18 protein-coding genes are annotated in these 20069 nt (G+C 65.6%); 9 read left to right on the forward strand and 9 right to left on the reverse strand.

Annotation, left to right across the window (positions count from 1 at the left end; translation table 11 throughout):
* Positions 1 to 27: 27 nt before the first annotated feature.
* The 3 genes from QX010_RS11160 to QX010_RS11170 all read left to right on the forward strand — a co-directional run bounded on the left by QX010_RS11160 (position 28) and on the right by QX010_RS11170 (position 2925).
* A complete protein-coding gene (locus tag QX010_RS11160; RefSeq protein ID WP_316179476.1) occupies positions 28 to 1071 on the forward strand; it encodes a glycosyltransferase family 2 protein in 1044 nt (347 codons plus the stop codon).
* The gene (locus tag QX010_RS11165; protein ID WP_316179478.1) at positions 1068 to 1910 is read left to right on the forward strand and encodes a ChbG/HpnK family deacetylase; all 843 of its coding nucleotides are present in this window, start codon (positions 1068 to 1070) and stop codon (positions 1908 to 1910) included. The genes QX010_RS11160 and QX010_RS11165 overlap by 4 nt, the downstream gene beginning before the upstream one ends.
* A gap of 211 nt (positions 1911 to 2121) precedes the next feature.
* Positions 2122 to 2925 (forward strand): DUF2076 domain-containing protein, encoded by an 804-nt coding sequence (locus QX010_RS11170; RefSeq protein ID WP_316179480.1) that lies wholly within the window; start codon positions 2122 to 2124, stop codon positions 2923 to 2925.
* Positions 2926 to 3013: 88 nt separating this feature from the next.
* Here the strand turns inward: QX010_RS11170 and QX010_RS11175 are convergent, their stop codons facing one another.
* Complete coding sequence (locus QX010_RS11175) at positions 3014 to 3805, reverse strand: L,D-transpeptidase (protein WP_316179482.1); 792 nt, start codon at positions 3803 to 3805, stop codon at positions 3014 to 3016.
* A 307-nt stretch (positions 3806 to 4112) separates the two neighbouring features.
* Between QX010_RS11175 and QX010_RS11180 the strand changes: the two genes are divergently transcribed.
* A complete protein-coding gene (locus QX010_RS11180) occupies positions 4113 to 4892 on the forward strand; it encodes a protein phosphatase CheZ (RefSeq protein WP_315801904.1) in 780 nt (259 codons plus the stop codon).
* A gap of 114 nt (positions 4893 to 5006) precedes the next feature.
* On the opposite strand, the gene QX010_RS11185 is transcribed toward QX010_RS11180, so the two are convergent.
* The gene (locus QX010_RS11185) at positions 5007 to 5513 is read right to left on the reverse strand and encodes a hypothetical protein (RefSeq protein WP_315801903.1); all 507 of its coding nucleotides are present in this window, start codon (positions 5511 to 5513) and stop codon (positions 5007 to 5009) included.
* A 331-nt stretch (positions 5514 to 5844) separates the two neighbouring features.
* Here QX010_RS11185 and groES point away from each other — a divergent pair, with 331 nt between their 5' ends.
* The 3 genes from groES (at position 5845) to QX010_RS11200 (ending at position 9237) form a co-directional block, all read left to right on the forward strand.
* Positions 5845 to 6141 carry a co-chaperone GroES gene (groES, locus tag QX010_RS11190; protein ID WP_008961387.1) on the forward strand — a complete coding sequence of 99 codons (297 nt, stop codon included), beginning with the start codon at positions 5845 to 5847 and terminating at the stop codon, positions 6139 to 6141.
* Positions 6142 to 6262: 121 nt separating this feature from the next.
* Positions 6263 to 7906 (forward strand): chaperonin GroEL, encoded by a 1644-nt coding sequence (groL, locus tag QX010_RS11195; protein ID WP_315801902.1) that lies wholly within the window; start codon positions 6263 to 6265, stop codon positions 7904 to 7906.
* Between the two features lie 140 nt (positions 7907 to 8046).
* A complete protein-coding gene (locus QX010_RS11200; RefSeq protein ID WP_316179485.1) occupies positions 8047 to 9237 on the forward strand; it encodes a hypothetical protein in 1191 nt (396 codons plus the stop codon).
* 288 nt (positions 9238 to 9525) lie between these two features.
* On the opposite strand, the gene QX010_RS11205 is transcribed toward QX010_RS11200, so the two are convergent.
* Positions 9526 to 9933, reverse strand: a complete 408-nt coding sequence (locus QX010_RS11205; RefSeq protein ID WP_316179487.1) for a hypothetical protein — start codon at positions 9931 to 9933, stop codon at positions 9526 to 9528.
* 149 nt (positions 9934 to 10082) lie between these two features.
* A complete protein-coding gene (locus tag QX010_RS11210) occupies positions 10083 to 11747 on the reverse strand; it encodes an L-lactate permease (RefSeq protein WP_315801899.1) in 1665 nt (554 codons plus the stop codon).
* A 319-nt stretch (positions 11748 to 12066) separates the two neighbouring features.
* Here QX010_RS11210 and QX010_RS11215 point away from each other — a divergent pair, with 319 nt between their 5' ends.
* Positions 12067 to 13827, forward strand: a complete 1761-nt coding sequence (locus QX010_RS11215; RefSeq protein WP_316179489.1) for an ABC transporter ATP-binding protein/permease — start codon at positions 12067 to 12069, stop codon at positions 13825 to 13827.
* A 147-nt stretch (positions 13828 to 13974) separates the two neighbouring features.
* Here the strand turns inward: QX010_RS11215 and QX010_RS11220 are convergent, their stop codons facing one another.
* The 4 genes from QX010_RS11220 to QX010_RS11235 all read right to left on the reverse strand — a co-directional run bounded on the left by QX010_RS11220 (position 13975) and on the right by QX010_RS11235 (position 18520).
* Positions 13975 to 14970, reverse strand: a complete 996-nt coding sequence (locus QX010_RS11220) for a TorF family putative porin (RefSeq protein ID WP_316179491.1) — start codon at positions 14968 to 14970, stop codon at positions 13975 to 13977.
* A gap of 476 nt (positions 14971 to 15446) precedes the next feature.
* On the reverse strand, positions 15447 to 15887 hold the full coding sequence (locus QX010_RS11225; RefSeq protein ID WP_316179493.1) for a hypothetical protein: 441 nt from the start codon (positions 15885 to 15887) through the stop codon (positions 15447 to 15449).
* A 75-nt stretch (positions 15888 to 15962) separates the two neighbouring features.
* On the reverse strand, positions 15963 to 17285 hold the full coding sequence (glcF, locus tag QX010_RS11230) for a glycolate oxidase subunit GlcF (protein WP_316179494.1): 1323 nt from the start codon (positions 17283 to 17285) through the stop codon (positions 15963 to 15965).
* Positions 17282 to 18520, reverse strand: coding sequence for an FAD-binding protein (locus QX010_RS11235; RefSeq protein ID WP_316179496.1), 1239 nt, complete (start codon positions 18518 to 18520; stop codon positions 17282 to 17284). Before QX010_RS11235 ends, glcF begins: the two co-directional genes overlap by 4 nt.
* 512 nt (positions 18521 to 19032) lie before the next feature.
* On the opposite strand from QX010_RS11235, the gene QX010_RS11240 reads away from it, so the two are divergent.
* Positions 19033 to 19518, forward strand: a complete 486-nt coding sequence (locus QX010_RS11240) for a hypothetical protein (RefSeq protein ID WP_315801893.1) — start codon at positions 19033 to 19035, stop codon at positions 19516 to 19518.
* A 225-nt stretch (positions 19519 to 19743) separates the two neighbouring features.
* On the opposite strand, the gene QX010_RS11245 is transcribed toward QX010_RS11240, so the two are convergent.
* A complete protein-coding gene (locus QX010_RS11245) occupies positions 19744 to 20064 on the reverse strand; it encodes a hypothetical protein (RefSeq protein ID WP_316179497.1) in 321 nt (106 codons plus the stop codon).
* Between the last annotated feature and the right edge of the window lie 5 nt (positions 20065 to 20069).

Below are 20069 nucleotides of genomic sequence, written 5' to 3' on the forward strand. Positions count from 1 at the left end.
TTGGTAGGAGAACGAGGACTCTGAGCGATGCTGGGAACTGACGTGTCCGACCTGACCACGACCGCGGCCGACGCCGCGTCGCAGGGACTGTCGATCGTTATCCCCGTCTATAACGAGGGCGCGGGACTGACGGTGCTGCACGAGCGGCTGAACAATCTCGCACGCACCCTGCGTCAGCGCTTCGGTCTCGCCTGTGAGCTCGTCTATGTCGACGATGGCAGCCGCGACAACACGCTCGCGATTGCCCGCACGCTGCAGGCCGATGCGCTCGATGTGCAGGTCGTGTCGCTGTCGCGCAATTTCGGCAAGGAGGCCGCGCTGATGGCCGGCCTCGATCATGCCCGGCGCGGCGCGGTGATGTTCATGGACGGCGACGGCCAGCATCCGCCGGCCCTGGTCGAGCAACTCGTCACGCACTGGATCAAGGACGGCTACGACGTCGTCTATACCGCCAAGGCGCATCGCGACAACGAGCCGTTCCTGCGCCGGGTCGCAGTTCACGGCTTCTACGCGCTCATCAACTGGGGGGCGCGGCAGAAGATTCCGGAGGATGCCGGCGACTTCCGCCTGCTGTCGCCGCGCGCGGTGGCCGCGCTGCGGCAGCTCCCTGAACGCAACCGCTTCTTCAAGGGCCTCGCGAGCTGGATCGGCTTCCGCCAGATCCGCGTCGACTATGAGCCCGCGGCGCGCGCCCACGGCGTGACGACCTTCAACCTGACGAGCCTGCTCGGCCTGTCGATTGAAGGGCTGACCTCGTTCTCGGTCGCCCCGCTGCGCTTCGCCAGCCTGCTCGGAATCCTGCTGGCCTCTGCGGCCTTCCTGTTCGGGCTCTCCATCCTCTGGGAGACCGTCGTCAGCGGCAAATCGGTGCCGGGCTATCCCTCGCTGATGGTCGGCCTGATGACGATCGGCGGCGTGCAACTGATCATGATCGGCATCATGGGCGAGTATATCGGCAAGATCCTGTCCGAGCTGAAGGCGCGTCCGATCTACTTCGTCGCCGAGCACAGCGAGAAGCGTGCAGCGCTCGATGCACGGAGCGACGGCGCCGAGAGGAACGCCGCCGAATGAGCGCGACGCCGCACCGGCGCATCTGGCTGTGCGCCGATGACTATGGCATCAGCCCCGGGGTCAACAGCGCCATCCGGGACCTGATCGCGCGCGGCCGGTTGAACGCCACCTCGGTGATGACGGTGGGCGCCGCGATCGGGCGCGACGAGGTGGCGGAGCTGACCAGGGTCGCGTCCGACCGCCCGCGTTGCGCCATCGGCCTGCACGTCACGCTGACCGCGCCATTCCGGCCCCTCACCATGCACTTCCGCCCGTCGGAGGGCGGCATGTTCCTGCCCTTTCCCAAGCTGCTGCGGGCGGGAATGTCCCGCCGGCTCGATCCCGAGCTGATCCGCGCCGAGGTGCTGGTCCAGCTTGCGGCGTTCGGCGAGCTGTTCGGCCGCGCCCCGGATTTCGTCGACGGCCATCAGCATGCCCAGCTCTATCCGCAGGTGCGCGAGGGCTTCCTCGCCGCCGTCAAGGAAGCCGCGCCGGCGGCCTGGGTGCGTCAGGGCGGCCGGAACGTGCCGCTGATGCAGCGGCTGACGGCACCGAAGGCGCTGCTGCTGGACGTCCTGAGCGCGCAATTCCGCCGTCATGCCAAGCGGGCCGAGATCGCCTTCAATCCCGCTTTCGCCGGCGCCTATGATTTCAGCAAGACCTCGGATTTCGCCACGCTGATGGACGGCTTCCTGGACGAGCTGCCGGAGGACGGGCTGGTGATGTGCCATCCCGGCTTCGTCGACGACGTCCTGATCGAGCTCGATCCTTTGACCGTCCAGCGCGAGCACGAGCACGCCTATCTCGCCGGCGAGCATTTTCCAGCGCTGCTCGACCGCCGCCGGATGACGCTGGCCTGAACGGATCTTGCGGGCCTGCGACGAACAAAAAGCCGCTCGGCAGCGTTCCTCCTGCGGTGCGGGCAGCGTGGAGGTCCAAAACGCCGCGCAAGCCCGAGAGACGCTGTGTCGCATACCGAAATTTAATCCGCGCCCCGGCTGGCCGGGCCACAAAGTCCCCCTAAATCTTGGCCGCGCTTCGCCGGAACAAGGCAAGCGGCAGGAGAACAACATGACACCGCAAGAACGCCAACTCATCGACGATCTGTTCGACCGGCTTGCCAAGTTGGAGAGTGCACCGCGTGATCCGGAGGCCGCCGCCGCCATCGCCCAGGCGCTGCAGCGGGCTCCCAATGCCGTCTACGCGCTGGTGCAGACGGTGCTGGTGCAGGACGAAGCCTTGAAACGCGCCAATGCCCGCATCGAGGAGCTGCAGCACGCCCAGGCCCCGCAGCAGGCTCAGTCCGGCGGCTTCCTCGATTCGATGCGCGACAGCATCTTCGGCGCGGGCAGCCGCGGGTCGGTCCCTAACGTGCCGCCGCCGTTGCCGAGCCGGCCGGTCTGGAACAGCGGCCAGGCGATGCCCCCGGGCTACCAGGGCCAGCCCGGCTATCCCGGTCAGCCCGGCCCCTACGATCAGGGCGGCTTCGGCCAGCCGCGCGGCGGCATGTTCGGCGGCGGAGGCGGCTCATTCCTCGGCACGGCCGCGGCGGCCGCGGCCGGCATGGTCGGCGGCTCACTGTTGCTCGGCGGCATCCGCTCGATGATGGGCGGCGGGTCGCATCAGGCGTTCGGCGACACCACGATCATCGAGGAGCGCGGCGGCGGTGCCAGCCCGTGGAGCGGCGACCAGTCCGGCGGGTCGCTGGCGCGTGACGCCGGTCTCGACGACATCGGCCGCTCGGGCGGCGACAGTGGTCGTGCCGGCCTGTTCGACCAGGCGAACTACGACGACAACGGCAATGACAGCGACGCGGCCGACTTCGATTCCGATGACGGCTATGGCGACGACGACGGTGGCAGCGACTACGCGTGATCCTCCCGGGTCGCAGCCAATTCGAGAATGCAAAGGCCGCCCGGATGGGCGGCCTTTTTCAATGGCCGATGTCGTGCGGCGGCGGTCGTCAGAGCACGATCACCCGGGCACCGACGTTCACGCGGCCATAGAGGTCGATGACGTCCTCGTTGCGCATCCGGATACAGCCTGACGACACGTTGGTGCCGATCGTCCATGGCTCGTTCGACCCGTGGATCCGATACAGCGACGAGCCGAGATACATCGCGCGTGCGCCGAGCGGGTTCTGCGGTCCGCCCTCCATGTGCCGCGGCAGGTCGGGCCGGCGCGCGAGCATTTCCGGCGGCGGCGTCCAGTCCGGCCATTCACGCTTGGCCGAGATCGTCTTCACGCCCGACCAGGTGAAGCCGGGCCGGCCGACGCCGATGCCATAGCGCAGCGCCCTGCCCTCGCCCTGGACCAGATAGAGGAACTTGTTCGGCGTATCGATGACGATCGTGCCCGGCCGTTCTTTGCCGTCATAGTCAACGATCTGTTTCTCGTATTTCGGATCGAGCGGCCGCTGCGTCTGCTCATAGGCCTCCTCATCCGGCACTCCCTGCTGCGGGACCATGCCCGGCGCCAGCCGCTGCGGCTCGTAGTAGGACGGCTGCTGCTGGTACATCGGCTGTCCCGGCGGAGGCGCGCCGCGGCCGCCTTGCGGATCTCCGAACAGGAATTCGATGAAGCCGCCACCCATGCGCGAGCGTTCGACATAGGCGGTGCGCACCGGCGCGGACTGCTGCGGCGGCCCGCTGTAAATCACGGTCGGCTGCTGAAACCCCTGGGCCGCCGCCCGATCCAGACCTGAATAGAATGCGCATGCGCCGGCCAGCAGCGCCGTGGAGAATGATTTGAACATCGACGTACTCTGTACTGTTTCGTCTGGAGACTGTTCGTCGCGCGAGGCGGCAACGCCGCCGCGTATCGTCAATAAAGAGCAAAACCCGATCGCTTTGGTAAACGCGGGAGGCGCCGGGATTCACCATCGCTGCATACGACGGCGGTTTTGATGGCTAGCGTTTATTTTGCGTGAAGGCCGGCGAGGCATGGTTAATAGTTGACGCACGATGCACGCCAGCGTTGCTCAACTGCGGTTCCTGGCGTGAACGCGATGTTAAATAGGCTCTGCGTAGAACTGATCCGAACAAGAGGTCAGGGATACTATCATGGCTGTTCGCAAGCGTTTCCGTATCGAAGAAGCAATCGTCGGCCATATGCCGGAGCCCGACTTCGTGGGCGGCGAGATCGGCCCCAACCACAAGGAAATCATGGACGAGCTGCGCGCGATCCGCTCCCAGATGGCCAACGCCATCCGCAGCGGAGGTAGCAACACGGCCAACGCCGCCATCGAAGAATCCGCCGCACGCGAGGTCGCCGAAGCGCGCGCGCTGCTCGAGACGTATCGTGCCCAGATCGAGCAGTGCGAAAAGCTCAAGGTCGAGCTCGACCTGATCCACGACGCGATCAACCGCACCAAGGGCGAGATCGCGACCCTCCATGCCAAGAGCTTCAACGGCGAGGAGATGGCCAAGGTCAACGGCGAGCTCGGCGCGGTCGTCGGCGGCACCGAGCAGGCGACGCAGCAGATCCTCGAAGCCGCGGAGGCGATCGACCAGGCCGCCAGTGCGCTGTCCAAGGTGGACTCGGCCGACCAGCAGAAGATCCTGAGCGAAGAGATCCAGGAGCGCGTGGTGTCGATCTTCGAGGCCTGCAACTTCCAGGACCTGACCGGCCAGCGCATCAACAAGGTCATGACCACCATGAAGTTCATCGAGCACCACATCGTGGTGATGATGGACATCTGGGGCGGCGTCGACGCCATCAAGGCGCATGTGCCGCCGATCGTCGACACCCGCGAGGGCGACGCCAGGCTGCTGAACGGCCCGAAGGCGGCGGGCGAGGTCGGCCACGCCTCGCAGGACGACATCGACGCGATGTTCAACTGAGGTCGGCGGCCAGTCCCAGCGACCGCTTCAGGCCACGTCACCATACAGAACGCCGGCGCAGTCGCCGGCGTTTTTCGTTCGACACTCGACCTTTGCGGGGTGATCGCCCGGATCTCAGGCGCGCGGCCCGCAGCGGACGTAGACCATCGTCTGGTAACGGGTCGCCGCATCCTTGTCGACGAAACGGGTGATCAGCACACGGCCGTCGAAGGAGATGACCTCGCGGTCCTGCTCGCCGCCGGGCGGTCCGGCCGGGCCGATGTAGTTCTTGCCGCTGGCCGACCCCTTCAGGCGCAGTTCCTGGGGAGTCGCCTGGTCGGCCAGATGCATCACGACACCGCCGGACGTGCCTGCCCCGATGACGTAAGGCTGTTTGCACTGCGCCAGAGCCATCTTCTCGGTGCGCGCGCGGTCATTCGGATTGTTGTAGGCGGCGAGGCCCCATTTGCCCACGAGATCCTCGGGGCGGATCGTCGCCGGAACCTCGGGCTCGACCGGCGCCTCGGTCTGCATGGGGGGCGACGGCGACAGGCTGAAGCCCGTGCACGCTCCCAGAAGCATCGTGAGCGCCGACGCGATCGCGAGATTGGCAACCGGCCGCGCGCACCGTGAACTCGTCATGGCATCCCCTTAGGAACAGAATCGTGGCTGCCCCGTCCGGCAACCAAGCGCAAAACGCTCGTCAGAGCAATGACGTCGGATGACGACGCCGCTCCACTAACATGTCTGGCCCCGGACAACATCCCCCTAACAGCCTCAAGAACGGCTTAACGGCTGGCCGTTGCTTGACAGGAACAGCCGCAAGCCATATTTCCCCGAGCGGTCTTTAGCACTCGGAGGGCGCGATTGCTAAGGCTGCGAGCCAGTTGGCGCCAAGTGGGCGTCAAATGTGGTCGCATTCAGATTTCCTCCGACAGCAACACTTATCCAAGCACCCCAAAAGGGATCCGTCATGGCCAAATCGAAGTTTCGTCCCCTGCACGACCGCGTCGTGGTTAAGCGCATCGACGCCGAAGAGAAGACCAAGGGCGGCATCATCATTCCCGACAGCGCCAAGGAAAAGCCCTCGCAGGGCGAAGTCGTCGCCGTCGGCCCCGGCGGCCGCGACGAGAGCGGCAAGCTGATCCCGATCGACGTCAAGGTCGGCGACCGCGTGCTGTTCGGCAAGTGGTCCGGCACCGAGGTCAAGCTGGACGGCGAGGAGCTCCTGATCATGAAGGAGTCCGACATCATGGGCGTCGTCGCCTGATCCCGACCTGTCGGGGGCGGCGATCAGCCGCCCCGGGCGAAAATGCTCTGCAACCTCGTTCCAGCGACAGACGGGCGATCACGCCCCTCGCCGTCGAGGTCTACTCCAGGAGAATTTTGAAATGGCAGCCAAGGACGTCAAATTCGCCGGCGACGCACGCGACCGCATGCTGCGCGGCGTCGACATTCTCGCCAACGCCGTCAAGGTGACGCTCGGCCCGAAGGGCCGCAATGTCGTCATCGAGAAGAGCTTCGGCGCTCCGCGCATCACCAAGGACGGCGTCACCGTCGCCAAGGAGATCGAGCTGGAGGACAAGTTCGAGAACATGGGCGCGCAGATGCTGCGCGAGGTCGCCTCCAAGACCAACGACACCGCCGGTGACGGCACCACCACCGCGACCGTGCTGGCCCAGGCCATCGTGCGCGAGGGCGCCAAGGCCGTTGCCGCCGGCATGAACCCGATGGACCTCAAGCGCGGCATCGACATCGCGGTGGCCGCCGTGATCAAGGACATCGAGAAGCGCGCCAAGCCGGTCGCTGCGTCCTCCGAGGTCGCCCAGGTCGGCACCATCTCCGCCAATGGCGACGCCGCGATCGGCAAGATGATCGCCCAGGCGATGCAGAAGGTCGGCAACGAGGGCGTCATCACGGTCGAGGAGAACAAGTCGCTCGACACCGAGGTGGACATCGTCGAAGGCATGAAGTTCGACCGCGGCTATCTCTCGCCCTACTTCGTCACCAATGCCGAGAAGATGACCGCCGAGCTCGACGACGTCTACGTGCTGCTGCACGAGAAGAAGCTGTCGGGCCTGCAGGCCATGCTGCCGGTGCTCGAAGCCGTGGTGCAGTCGGGCCGTCCGCTCCTGATCATCGCCGAGGACGTCGAGGGCGAGGCGCTCGCCACCCTGGTCGTCAACCGCCTGCGCGGCGGCCTCAAGGTCGCGGCCGTAAAGGCGCCGGGCTTCGGTGACCGCCGCAAGGCCATGCTCGAGGACATCGCGATCCTGACCGGCGGTCAGCTGATCTCGGAAGATCTCGGCATGAAGCTCGAGAACGTCACGGTGAAGATGCTCGGCCGCGCCAAGAAGGTCGTGATCGACAAGGAGAACACCACGATCGTCAACGGTGCCGGCAAGAAGGCCGATATCGAGGCACGCGTCGGCCAGATCAAGGCGCAGATCGAGGAGACCACCTCGGACTACGACCGTGAGAAGCTGCAGGAGCGTCTCGCCAAGCTCGCGGGCGGCGTCGCGGTGATCCGCGTCGGCGGCGCGACCGAGATCGAGGTCAAGGAGAAGAAGGACCGCGTCGAGGACGCCCTCAACGCGACCCGCGCTGCGGTGCAGGAAGGCATCGTCCCCGGCGGCGGCGTGGCGCTGCTGCGCGCCAAGAAGGCGGTCGGCCGCATCACCAACGCCAACTCGGACGTCCAGGCCGGCATCAACATCGTGCTGAAGGCGCTCGAGGCTCCGATTCGCCAGATCTCCGAGAACGCCGGCGTCGAAGGCTCGATCGTGGTCGGCAAGATCCTGGACGAGAAGTCCGAGACCTTCGGCTTCGACGCGCAGACCGAGGACTATGTCGATATGGTTGCCAAGGGCATCATCGACCCGGCCAAGGTGGTCCGCACCGCGCTGCAGGACGCCTCGTCGGTCGCCGGTCTCCTGGTCACCACCGAGGCCATGGTCGCCGAGCTGCCGAAGGATGCGGCTCCCGCGATGCCGGCCGGCGGCGGCATGGGTGGCATGGGCGGCATGGGCTTCTGAGCCCTGTTTTCGACATCTCACATTCAGGAAGGCCGCCTCCGGGCGGCCTTCTTTTTGGCCGAGTGTCCGCGCCGGGGGTGCAGCGACCGCAAATCGGCGCTACAGCTTAAGGCCGATTCTGCCCCCACAAGGATTTTCAGATGCGCGCGATTTTGCTTGCGCTGGCCGTGATTGTAGCGGCCGCGCCGGAACTCGGTTGGGCCCAGAGCAAGAGCGGGACCAAGGCCCCCGCCAACGAGACGCGGTATTTCACCGCGATCGACGGTCTGATGGACGGCAATGCCGACGTGATCCTGAAGGAGACGCGCCAGGGCAAGACCGTCACCGCCGCCACGCTCGACGTCTGCTATCCCGTCGCAAAGAATTCGGATCGCAAGGACCGCTTCGTGGTCGGCCTCACGGTCAACGGCCAGACCTTGACCGGCGCGACCCAGAGCAACGGCGCCAAGGAGCCGGTCACGGTGAAGCTGAATCGCAAGCCGACCGGCGACACGTTCGAGTTCCGCGGCCAGATCACGATCGGCAAGAGCGTCACCGAGGTGGCGTCGACCGACAACTCCGACGTCAGCGAGAAGGAATTCCAGGAGAGCCAGTCGAGCGACGACGGCATCAGCGCCCAGCCGAAGGACTTCACCGACGTCTCGCCCGAGGCGGTCTCGGTCCGGCTCAAGCTCGACGCCATGACCGACTTCCTCAAGAGCCTGAAGGGCGAGAACGTCGAAGTTTCGCTGTCGAGCCTGATCGTGAGCTGCGATGCCTTGCGCGCGGGCGAGCAGACCATCAGCATGACGGTCGACCCCGACCGCGCCGGAGCGTTGATCGCGAAGGCGCGGGCCATGAACGGCGTGGTGACGGCCGGCTGGACCGCCGGCACCGTCGAGATGGACCGCACCATCCGTTTCGCGGCTGCCGACTGGCGCGACGGCGACAAGATCAACAAGGACAAGCTCGCAAACGCGATCTCCGACGTCCTGGCCCGGACCTACAATGCCAAGCCGACGAGCGCGGCGTGGAATCCGGTCAGCGGCAAGCTGAAGCTGACGTTGAAGCGGCCGAGCCAACTGATGCCGGCCCTGGAACTCACCGACGTCATCGAGGTCACCGGCCTCGTCTCGGCGGACAAGCCGGGCGGCGCGGACGCGCTGATGCTGTGGATCAGCAGCCCGAGCACGACGACGATCGACGAGAGCTCCGCCGCCAAGCTGATCCTGTCGGACGAATCATCCGGCGACGAGGAGGGCGACACCCGTGACGATGGCGGCGCCATCGACGAGCTGGCGAAGGCCTTCAAGGCCAAGCGCTGGGACGCGGACAACTCGGTCTGGAAGTGAAAGAGCGGCGGGCGCGCAGTCGACCGGTGCGCGCCCCCTTTCTTCAATTGGCACGGCGCATATGGCAACCCGTTGTGCGCTCACGTCTCTCTCCAGGTCGTCATGGCCGGGCTTGTCCCGGCCATCCACGCCGATCGGCATCCTGGGACGGACGTGGATGCCCGGGCCTTCGCCGCGCCGAAGCGGCTGCGGCCGCGCAGGCGGGACGAGCTCGGGCATGACGGAGTAACTGACCAGCAGGGTTGCTGGTCTCAGCAGCTTTTCATCTTCACAGGCGACCGCCCTGCCTCAGTTCGTATTGAGCCGGAAGCGCAGCGTCTTCGGCCCGATGAAGATGATCAGGTCGCCCTGACGCTTCCAGTTGGTCGCCGCGCTCAGCGCCGCGATCAGTTCGTCGTCGGCCTGGGCGCGCGCCGCCGGGCAGTTGCGGTCCTCGATCCTGCTGGCGATGAACACGATGGTGTTGCCGGCAACTGAGAACTGGCCCTTGCCGCCCTTGCACCACAGCTCCAGCACGGTGTCACCGTTATCGCCGATGTCGAGATCCGGCACCCGCTTCGAGCCGGGTTGCGGCAGCGCATCGAGCGTCATCTCCATGCCGAAAGGAAACTCCTCCGCCGAGGCGGCGGCGAGCGCCAGCCCCGACATCGACAACGCCACCGTCGCCACGGCGCAGCCACGCTTCAACACTTGCATCGTTCCCCTTCACACCAGTCACACGCAGGGCTCGCCTTCCAGGCGATGGCCGTGACTCCCGCCAGCACGGCTCCCGCACAAATGTGTTCCAAACATAGCAAGCCCCGCGCCGCAGCTGCGGCGCGGGGCTTTTGTCGCAGACGGTGTTGCTACTTCAGCACCATCGCCGTGAACGGATAGACATAGGCCTGCAAGGTGACGAACAGGCCGACAAGACAGGCCAGCACGATCGAATGCAGGAAGACGTAGCGCAGGATCGAGCTCTCATGGCCGTACCAGTTGGTGGCGGTCGAGGCGACCACGATCGACTGCGCATCGATCATCTTGCCCATGACACCACCGGAGGAGTTGGCGGCCGCCATCAGGACAGGGGACAGGCCGAGCTGCTCGGAGGTGATCTTCTGCAGGTTTCCGAACAGCACGTTCGAGGCCGTATCCGATCCCGTCAGCGCCACGCCCAACCAGCCGAGCAAGGTGCCGAAGAACGGATAGAGCACGCCTGTCGCGGCAAAGGCTAGGCCGAGCGTGGCATCGACGCCGGACAGCCGGGTCAGCGTGCCGATCGCGAGCATCGCCGAGATCGTGATCAGCGAGATCGCGCAGAGACGGATGGTGCGGCCATATTCCGCGATCAGCTTGCCCGGTCCGACACCCATCAGGAAGCCGGAGATGATCGCGGCGATCAGCATGCCGGTGCCGGTGAAGGTCAGGTAGGTGAACGAGAACACTGCGCCTTCCGGCGTCGGCTTCGCAGCCACCGGCGGCATCTTGTTGATCAGCTTGTCGAGCTCGGGCACCGGATAGTTCCAGGTGAAGATCGAGTTCGCCCAGGCCTTGAAGGCGCCGTTGCCCCAGATCAGCATGACGACACAGACGATGATCCAGGGCAGCAGCGCGCCCCAGAGCTCGGCTTGCGTCAGCGGCGTGCGGTCCAGCGGCTTCGCCGCCGTCATCGTGGCGGCCGATTCGTCACGCCCGCGCAACGCCGGCGACAGCCATAGCTGCCTCGGCTGCCAGACCTTCAGGAACAGGATCAGCGCGCCCATCGAGATCAGCGAGGCGCCGATGTCGACGATCCACGGGTTGACGTAGTTCGAGATCAGGAATTGCGGCACCGCGAACGAGACGGCGGTGACCAGGATCGCCGGCCACACGTCCTTCATGCCCTTCCAGCCCGCGAACGCCCAGATCACCCAGAACGGCACGATCAGCGAGAACATCGGCAACTGCCGGCCGACCATGGCGCCGAGGATGTAGGGGTCGAGGCCGGTGACCGAGGCGAGGCCCTGGATCGGCGTGCCCAGCGCGCCATAGGCGACCGGGGCGGTGTTGGCGATCAGCGACAGGCCGGAGGCCGCGAGCGGCGAGAAGCCGAGGCCGATCAGCACGGCACCGGTGATCGCCACCGGGGTTCCGAAGCCGGATGCGCCCTCGAAGAACGCGCCGAACGAGAAGGCGACCAGCAGCAGCTGCAGGCGCCGGTCTTCCGTGACGCCGCCGATGGCGCGCTTCAGAAGCTCGAACCGTCCGGTGGAGACCGTGACCTGGTAGAGGAAGATGACGTTCAGGACGATCCAGCCGATCGGAAAGAACCCGGTGATGACGCCCAGAAACGTCGCGCGCAGCGACATGTTGGCGGGCATCGTGAACACGAAGATCGTGATCAGGTTGGTCAGGATCACGGCGATGATCGCCGCGATGTGTGCCTTGACCTTGCCACTGGCGATCAGCACCAGCAGCGTCACGACCGGGACGGCGGCGGCCAGCGTCGACAGCGCCGGGCTCCCCAACGGGTCGTAGATTTGATTCCACATCGTGACTTCTCCCCCCACGTTCTTGTCATTGGACCCCGTCCGGCGGGACGGATCAGGTCTGCTCGCCAGGCCCCCAAGCCTGGCAAAGGTCGGAAAGGCGATCACAAAACCGGCAACGCCCAACTCTGCTCAAATTCTCGCGAAATCTGGCGGCGGTCGCAGTCCCTCTCCCCTGCCCCATGCTACGGTTTGTCACACGCGACCGACAAGCCGGCGGCCACCCGCCAGATTACGACTTTAGTCTAGGCAGGCGGCGACACCAGCGATTTTCTCGTTTTTAGTCAGCCTGTTAAGACCTTTTCTCAGGAGCAGCCCGTCTGTGAACAATCTGCGCTCGACCGTCGCCACCGTCTGGCGGATCGCCATTCCCTACTTCCGCTCCGAGGACAAGGTCGCCGGCCGCATCCTTCTCGCCGCCGTCATTGCGATCGAGCTGTCGCTCGTTGCGATCCAGGTGCTGGTGAACCAGTGGCAGAACAGATTCTTCAACGCGCTGCAGCAGTATGATTGGAACAGCTTCATCTGGGAAATCGGCGTGTTCGCCGTACTGGCGACCATCTTCATCATCCTGGCCGTCTACCAGCTCTATCTCAATCAATGGCTGCAGATCCGCTGGCGGCGGTGGATGACCGACGTCTACCTGCGCCGCTGGCTGGACAACGCCACGCACTATCGCATGCAGCTCAAGGGCGACATCGCCGACAACCCGGACCAGCGCATTGCCGACGACGTGCAGCTGTTCGTCGACAAGACACTGAACATCACCATCGGCCTGCTCAGCTCGGTCGTCTCGCTCGCATCGTTCATGGTGGTGCTCTGGGGGCTGTCGACCGATGCCCCGCTGCAGCTGTTCGGCACCAACATCGCGATCCCCGGCTACCTGGTCTGGATCGCGCTGATCTATGCGATCTTCGGGACCCTCCTGACGCATTGGATCGGATCGCCGCTCGTCAATCTCAACTTCGAGCAGCAGCGCTACGAGGCCGACTTCCGCTTCAACCTGGTGCGGGTGCGCGAAAGCTCCGAGCAGATCGCGCTGCTGCGCGGCGAAGGCGCCGAGCAAGGTCAGCTCGGCACCCGCTTCGGCCGGGTCGTCCAGAACTGGTACCAGATCATGAGCCGGACCAAGCGGCTGACGGCCTTCACGGCGGGCTATTCGCAGGCGGCCGTGATCTTTCCCTATGTGCTGGTTGCGCCTGCCTACTTCGCCAAGTCGATCCAGATGGGCGGCATCATGCAGACGGCGTCCGCCTTCTCGACGGTGCAGGGCGCGCTGTCGTTCTTCGTGACGACCTATCGGACGCTCGCCGACTGGCGCTCGACCGTCGCCCGCCTCGACGGCTTCGACATGTCCATCGAGAGCGCCGCCAAGCTCTCGGCCGAGCCGCAGACGATCGATGTCGCCAGCCATGCCGGCGACAGCATCGAGCTCGCCCAGTTGCTGCTGAAGCTGCCGAACGGCCTGCCGCTGATCGCGGCCGACGGCTTCAGCCTCGAGAGCAGCGAACGCACGCTGCTCACCGGGCCGTCCGGCGCCGGCAAGTCGACGCTGTTCCGCGCCATCGCCGGGATATGGCCGTTCGGCAGCGGAGCGATCAGCGTGCCCGCGCATGCCAAGCTGATGATGCTGCCGCAGCGGCCCTACTTCCCGATCGGCGCGCTCAAGGCGGCGATCGTCTATCCCGCGGCCGCCGATGCGTTCAGTGCCGAGCAGGTCAAGGAGACGCTGGTGGCCGTCGGCCTGCCGCAACTGGCGGACCGGCTGGACGAGGACCAGCACTGGAACCGGATGCTGTCGCTCGGCGAGCAGCAGCGGCTCGGCATCGCCCGCGCGCTGCTGCATGCGCCGCAATATCTGTTCCTCGACGAGGCCACGGCCTCATTGGACGAGCCGAGCGAAGCCCGGCTCTATCGGGTCATCGCCGAGCGGCTGCCGCAGACCACCGTCGTCTCGATCGGCCACCGCTCGACCCTGCACGATTTCCACGACCGCAAGGTCGAGCTGATTCGCGACGGCGACCGGTTCTCGCTGCGGCAAGCCGGACAGGCGGCCGACGCGACCGCGGGTGGAGGCAGCTGAGGCGCGCGCGCCGCGGTGCCCACGCAAGGCGACCAGGAAAGGCGGCAAGACGTCCGAGCGACAGCCGGCCCCCGTCACCAAAAAGCAGAAGGGCGGCAGATTGCTCTGCCGCCCTTCGTGATCAGTCCGATCCGCCTTGGCGGGTGATTACTTCAGATTGCTCATCGCCGTCAGGTCGACCGAGAGCTTGGCGATGCCGGTCGCACCGCACCACTTCGAGCCCAGGCCAGCCGGGTTGATCGGCGTGACGTTGGTGGTGCCGCTGGCGGTGAAGTCGCTGGTGAAGGCGTTGCAATCACCCTTCGACATGTCGGTGTCGGAGTAGCGCAGGTCCAGCGTGAACACCTTGTAGGTGAAGCCGACGCCGATGTTCCAGGTGTTGTAGTCGGCATACTTGATGCCGTTCGGGAAGGCGGGAACGCCGTAGAAGGAGTCCGACGTGCCGAACCACTGACGGCCGAACTCACCCGACACGTACATGCCGACGCCGCTGGAGCCGAAGGTCGTGCTCGGGGCGGTGAACTTGCCGGTGACCGAGGCGTAGTTGCCCCAGGCGCCGGTGTTCAGGAAGTTCGGCGAGTAGAACTCGGTGACGCCGAACGTCCACATGTCGTTCACGGTGTAGTTCATCTTGCCGTAGACTTCGAAGAACGAGACGTCCTTCTTCATCACGTTCAGGTTGGTCAGCGTGTTGGCCTGACACTCGGCGCTCAGCGCCTGACCCGCGAAATCCGTCACGGCGCCGCCGCCGTAGTAGCAGGTGCCGCCCGGATACAGATAGCCCCAGACGCCGATGTCGAAGGCGAACGCGCCGAAGGTCGGGCGGATACCGCCGTAGATGTCGATCTCGGCAGCAGCGCGGTTCGCGAACGAGATGCTCTCGCCGGCGACGCCGACGTAGAGCTGCAGGTCCTTGTTGACGTTGTAGCGCGGCTCGAAATAGGCGGCGACCGACGCCTTGTGGTTCGACTGGGTGACGCCGCGGAACACGTAGTCGTTCATGATCGCCGCGCCGAACGCGATGTCCCACGGCTCGAACGCGACCGGAGGCGGAGCCTTATAGGCCTTGACCGCCATATCCGCCGCCGAAGCCGATCCCGAAACCATTGCCAGCGCCGTTGCCAGCAAAGCCCACTTTTTCATGACGATCCCCATCACCCTATTTCGAAAAAAGCCTGCCCCACCTTGGCCCCCCAGGGCGCAAACAAGACCGGCTGCGTCATCCAGACGCAATTTGTGCCAGCGTCCCGCCACACGTGAAGCAAAAAAGCGCGGCATCTGCCGCCTTTTTGGGCGATTTGACATTTCTACGGCAGGTAGTCGGCGCGTGTTGCATTTGAACAACAAATCTCCGTGTCCGAAAGCACGCTAGGACGCACAATCGATTGTGCCGGCCCGCTGGAAACGCGGTGCCGCAAGCAAAACGGCGCAGCGCACCGGAGTCGGATTCGCCCGGCCGTAGATCTGCGGGGACGACCGTTCGGACAAACAGGTCCATCGACAACAAGGGGCAGCCAACGCAGACAACGGACGCTGGCAAACGAAAAGGCCGCAGCGCAGCCGCCGCGGCCTCCCGATGTGAATTCGTCCGGCCCTGAGAATGATCCGGTCCAGAAGGATCAGTTGCTGGACGCCGTGCCCTCGCCGTCCTCGTGCTCCTCGGGCGCCGCGCTCGGCATCGCCCAGCTGGTCTCAGCAGCCGATTCGGTCTCGTGCATTTCGGGGGTCTCGACCAGCGGAGCCATCTTGGGAGCCCGCTTCTTGGCGGCCTTCTTCTTCGGCGCAGCCGGAGCCTTCGCAGCCGACGCCTTCGCCTTCTTGGCGGGAGCCTTCTTCGCAGGGGCCTTGGCCGCCTTCTTCGCCGCGGCCTTCACGGTCTTCTTCGCCTTCTTGGCCGGCGCCTTGACAGTTTTCTTGGCAGCCTTCTTGGCGGCCTTTTTCGCCGACTTCTTTGCAGCCTTCTTGGCGGACTTCTTCGTCGCCTTCTTCGCTGCCTTGGCCTGCGCCATCAGCTTCTTCTTTTCTTTCTTGTCCTTCTTCGCCTTCTTGTCCTTCGCCATCAGAAACCCTCCAGTTGCCGCCGTTCGATCAGCTCGTCCGGCGGGACGGGCCGGCCATCAGCGCGCGCCCATCCGTCAAATCATTCCTGGCCGCGGACCGCCCGTCGCCCAGTCGAGAAGCTCAACGGTGTGCACGACGGGGACGGAAGTGCCGCTGGCAATCTGCATCATGCAGCCGATATTGCCTGCCGCGATCACATTCGGCTTGACGGTCGCGATGTTGGCGACCTTGCGATCGCGCAGCTTCATCGCGATGTCAGGCTGGAGAATGTTGTAGGTCCCCGCCGAACCGCAACACAAATGACTCTCCGGTATATCTTTCACCACGAATCCGGACTTGGAAAGCAATTCTTTCGGAATGCTCGTGATTTTCTGCCCATGTTGCAGCGAGCAGGCCGAGTGATAGGCCACGACGACGTCGTCATGCTGAGTTGCAGGGGCCAGATCGAGACCGGCGAGATACTCGGTGATGTCCTTCGCGATCGCCGACACGGCGACCGCGGGCGCTGCATATCGCGGGTCTTCGCGCAGCATGTGTCCGTAGTCCTTGATGACGGTGCCGCAGCCCGAGGTCGTCACCAGGATGGCGTCGAGACCGCCACGCTTCGCCTCCGCGGTCCAGGCGTCGACATTGCCGCGCGCCCGCGCCAGCGCGTCGGAATCCTGCCCCATGTGATGGGTCAGCGCACCGCAGCATTGCTCGTCCTTGACCAAGACGACCTCGATGCCGTGCCGGGTCAGGACGTTGATCGCAGCCTGGTTGATGCGCGGCGCCAGGGCCGCCTGTGCGCAGCCCTGCAGCAGCGCGACGCGGCCGCGCCGCGCGCCCTGCGCGGCAAACACGCTGCCATCAGCCGGCCCCGGCGGCGGCAGCGCGGCGGCGGGCGCCAGATCGAGCATCGCCCTGACGCGCCGCAGCAGGCTGGGCGCAGGTGCGCGCGAGGCGGAGGATGCCGGCAGCAGCGCCTTGAACGGCCGGCCGAGCCGCGCCAAGGTCATCGCCAGCCGAAACTCACGCGGCCGCGGCAGCACATAGGCGAGCACGGCGCGCAGCAGCCGGTCGGTCAGCGGACGCTCGTAACGCTGCTCGATTCGCACCCGCGCCTGATCGACCAGATGCATGTAGTGGACGCCCGACGGGCAGGTCGTCATGCAGGACAGGCACGACAGGCAGCGGTCGATATGCTTGACCACGTCGGCCGTCGGCGCCTGGTCCTTCTCCAGCATCTGCTTGATCAGGTAGATCCGCCCGCGCGGGCTGTCGAGCTCGTCGCCGAGCAGCACGTAGGTCGGACAGGTCGCGGTGCAGAAGCCGCAATGCACGCAGGCGCGCAGGATCTTGTCGGCGACCGCGATGTCGGGATCGGCGAGCTGCGCCAGGGTGAACTCGGTCTTCATGACGCAACGCTCCGACGCAGACGGCCGCGGTTGAGAATGGTCTTGGGATCGAAGGAGACGCGAACGCGCTCCTCCAGCGCGGCGACGCCTGAGGGCTGCGGGTGGAACACGTCGACCGCGAGCCGCATCTCGTCCCACGCGCGCAGCAGGGTCGCGTGGCCGCCGGCGGCCTCGACATGCTTGCGCACCAGCCCCGCCGACGCATCGGGCTGCGGCGGCAGCGCGGCCCAGATCAGGCCCCCGCCCCAGTCATAGATCACCTCGCCGCCGGTCTGGCGCGTCAGGGCCTGCCCGATCGCGCCGCCCGACACCGGCGGACAGACGATCCGCCACACCGTCCAGGCGCCGAGCGGCCCATGGGCGGCGAGCGGCAGCACGTCGCGGATGGCGCTCCAGACATCGGCCGAGGCGTCGTCCGCAATGATCTCAGCCGGACCGAAGGTGGCGAGCTGGCGGGCGAGCGACGCCGCCCGATGCGCCGCGGAGGCCGTGATGCCCTCCAGCCGGATCACCGTGACCGCCTCGCGCGGCGAGCCGAGCGGGCTCAAGCCCGTGACCTCCGGCCGCAGCGTCGAGGCCGGCAGATGCGCGGCTCCGGAGACGTCGAACGGCGAGCCGAGCGCCGCCGTCATCGCCCGGTTGGCCTTGAGGTCGTCGAGCCCGCGCAGCACCAGCGTGCGTTCGGCCTCCGGCCGCGGCATCACCTTCAGGGTCGCCTCGGTCATGACCGCGAGCGTGCCCCAGGAGCCCGCCAGCAGCTTGCAGAGATCGTAGCCGGTGACGTTCTTCACCACCTTGCCGCCGGTCTTGAAGCTCTCGCCGAAGCCGGAGACGGCATGCGCCCCGAGCAGATGGTCGCGCACCCCGCCGGCCCGGACCCGCCGGGGCCCGGCGAGCCCTGCCGCGATCATCCCGCCGAGCGTGCCGCGGCCGGCGGTGCCGAGCAGCGGCCCCGTATCCATCGGCTCGAACGCGAATTGCTGGCTCTTCGAATCGATCAGCGACAGGAGATCGCCGAGCGGCGCCCCCGCCTGCGCCGTGATGATCAGCTCGTTCGGCTCGTAGGACACGACCGCGCTCAGCGCCGACAGGTCGAGCACGGCGTTGGTCGTCGTGATCTGGCCGATCTGGCGCTTGGAGCCGTGCCCGATCACGTCGAGCGGCTGCTCGCTGGCGATGGCGGCGCGAACCACCTCCTCCACATCGGCTGCGTTGCGTACTTTGAGGGCGTCCACCACTGCTGGCCTTGCTGGTTGATGATGACGATGGTCGCGCGCAACGCGCGGCCATCAGTGTTGGACTCGTTCTAGAGCATGATGGGCGAAAAGGGCAGCCCGGTGTGGCGAAAAGATCGTGCGGGGACAAGGGGATGGGAGGAGGAGGATGGGCACGCAGGAAAAACGTTCGCGCGGGGCGCAGCCGAATGCAGTTCCCTTCTCGTGGAGTGCGGGGCGCTCTACGCCGCGGCGCGCGAGTCCGTAGGGCGGGTTAGCGCAGCGTAACCCGCCGACCTTTCGATACGCGCGGCGGATTACGCCTTCGGCTAATCCGCCCTACCCGCTGCGTCACGATCCCCGTCATTCCGGGATAGGGCCTCAGGCCTTGAACCCGGAATAACGGGCCTGTCTTGCGTCCCTCCCGGGCACGAGCCGGGACGACACCGTCCATGCCGCACGGCCTCTCTGGACAAAACAGCGACGACGATGAACGGTGCGACGTTGCCGATCACGCAAGATGATCGGATTTGATGCGACTGGACGGGCTGCAGATGAAGCTTGTGATGGGGATACTGGTCGCCGCGCTCGTCCTGGCCGGCATGGCAACCGGCCGGGCGGCGGTGCGCATTGCCGACGACCCGGGCGGACGCATCGGGACTTATGTCGACAAATACAAACTCCTGCGCGACTCCGGCGAGCACGTCATCATCGACGGGATCTGCGGGGGCGCCTGCACGATCGTGCTGGGGACCCTTCCGCGCGACAGAATCTGCATTACCCCGAGAGCCGTGTTCACCTTCAGGGAAACTGACAATCTGGGCCTCTTCCTCCGTCCTGTCCCGAACCCGGAAGCAACGCAGATGTTGTTTGACCTCTACCCGGCCCCGATCAAACGATGGATCACGCGCCACGGCGGCCTGACCGCACAGCCGATCTTCCTTCGCGGCAAGGAGCTCCAAGCGCTCTATCGGCCCTGCGCGATCAACGTCCCGACCTCCGGCGGCGCGTCGCGGTAGATGGGTTGTCAATCCAAAGGGGCTCTAGTCAAATGCACTCACTGTAATCCCGAGCCCGGTTACATCTGGTCAAGTAACGGCGGCCTGCGTTCCAGCCCGAGGGTCGCAATATCGTCGGGACTTATGTCCGTTTGTTCGTAGGGCGGGTTAGTTTAGCGAAGCGTAACCCGCCGACCGTTCGGGCCACGCGGCGGATTGCGCCTTCGGCTCATCCGCCCTACGGCCCTAGTTGGAGTCAAGATATTGAAGGACCGCAGCGGCAACTCCAAACAGGAGACCGCAACCAACAAACCCGATCAGTCCTGCAAGTTGCTGATGCTTTGCTATGATGACCGCTTGCGACCACTCGTAGCCAAGCCGGCTCATCCATATCTCTTTTGCTCTCCTCTGAATGCCGCCCATGCCATTGGAACGAATGAACATGTAGGTGGAGCCCCGCCTCCAGACCGACACGCGTCTCTTCGCCAATGCAATGTTCAGGGAGAATGATGCGACTGAAATGCAGGCCACCAAGACAATGACGACCACACCTACTAATTTATGCAATGTCT

This window comes from Bradyrhizobium sp. SZCCHNRI1009 (assembly GCF_032487575.1).
In the GTDB taxonomy this organism is placed as follows: Bacteria; Pseudomonadota; Alphaproteobacteria; order Rhizobiales; family Xanthobacteraceae; genus Bradyrhizobium.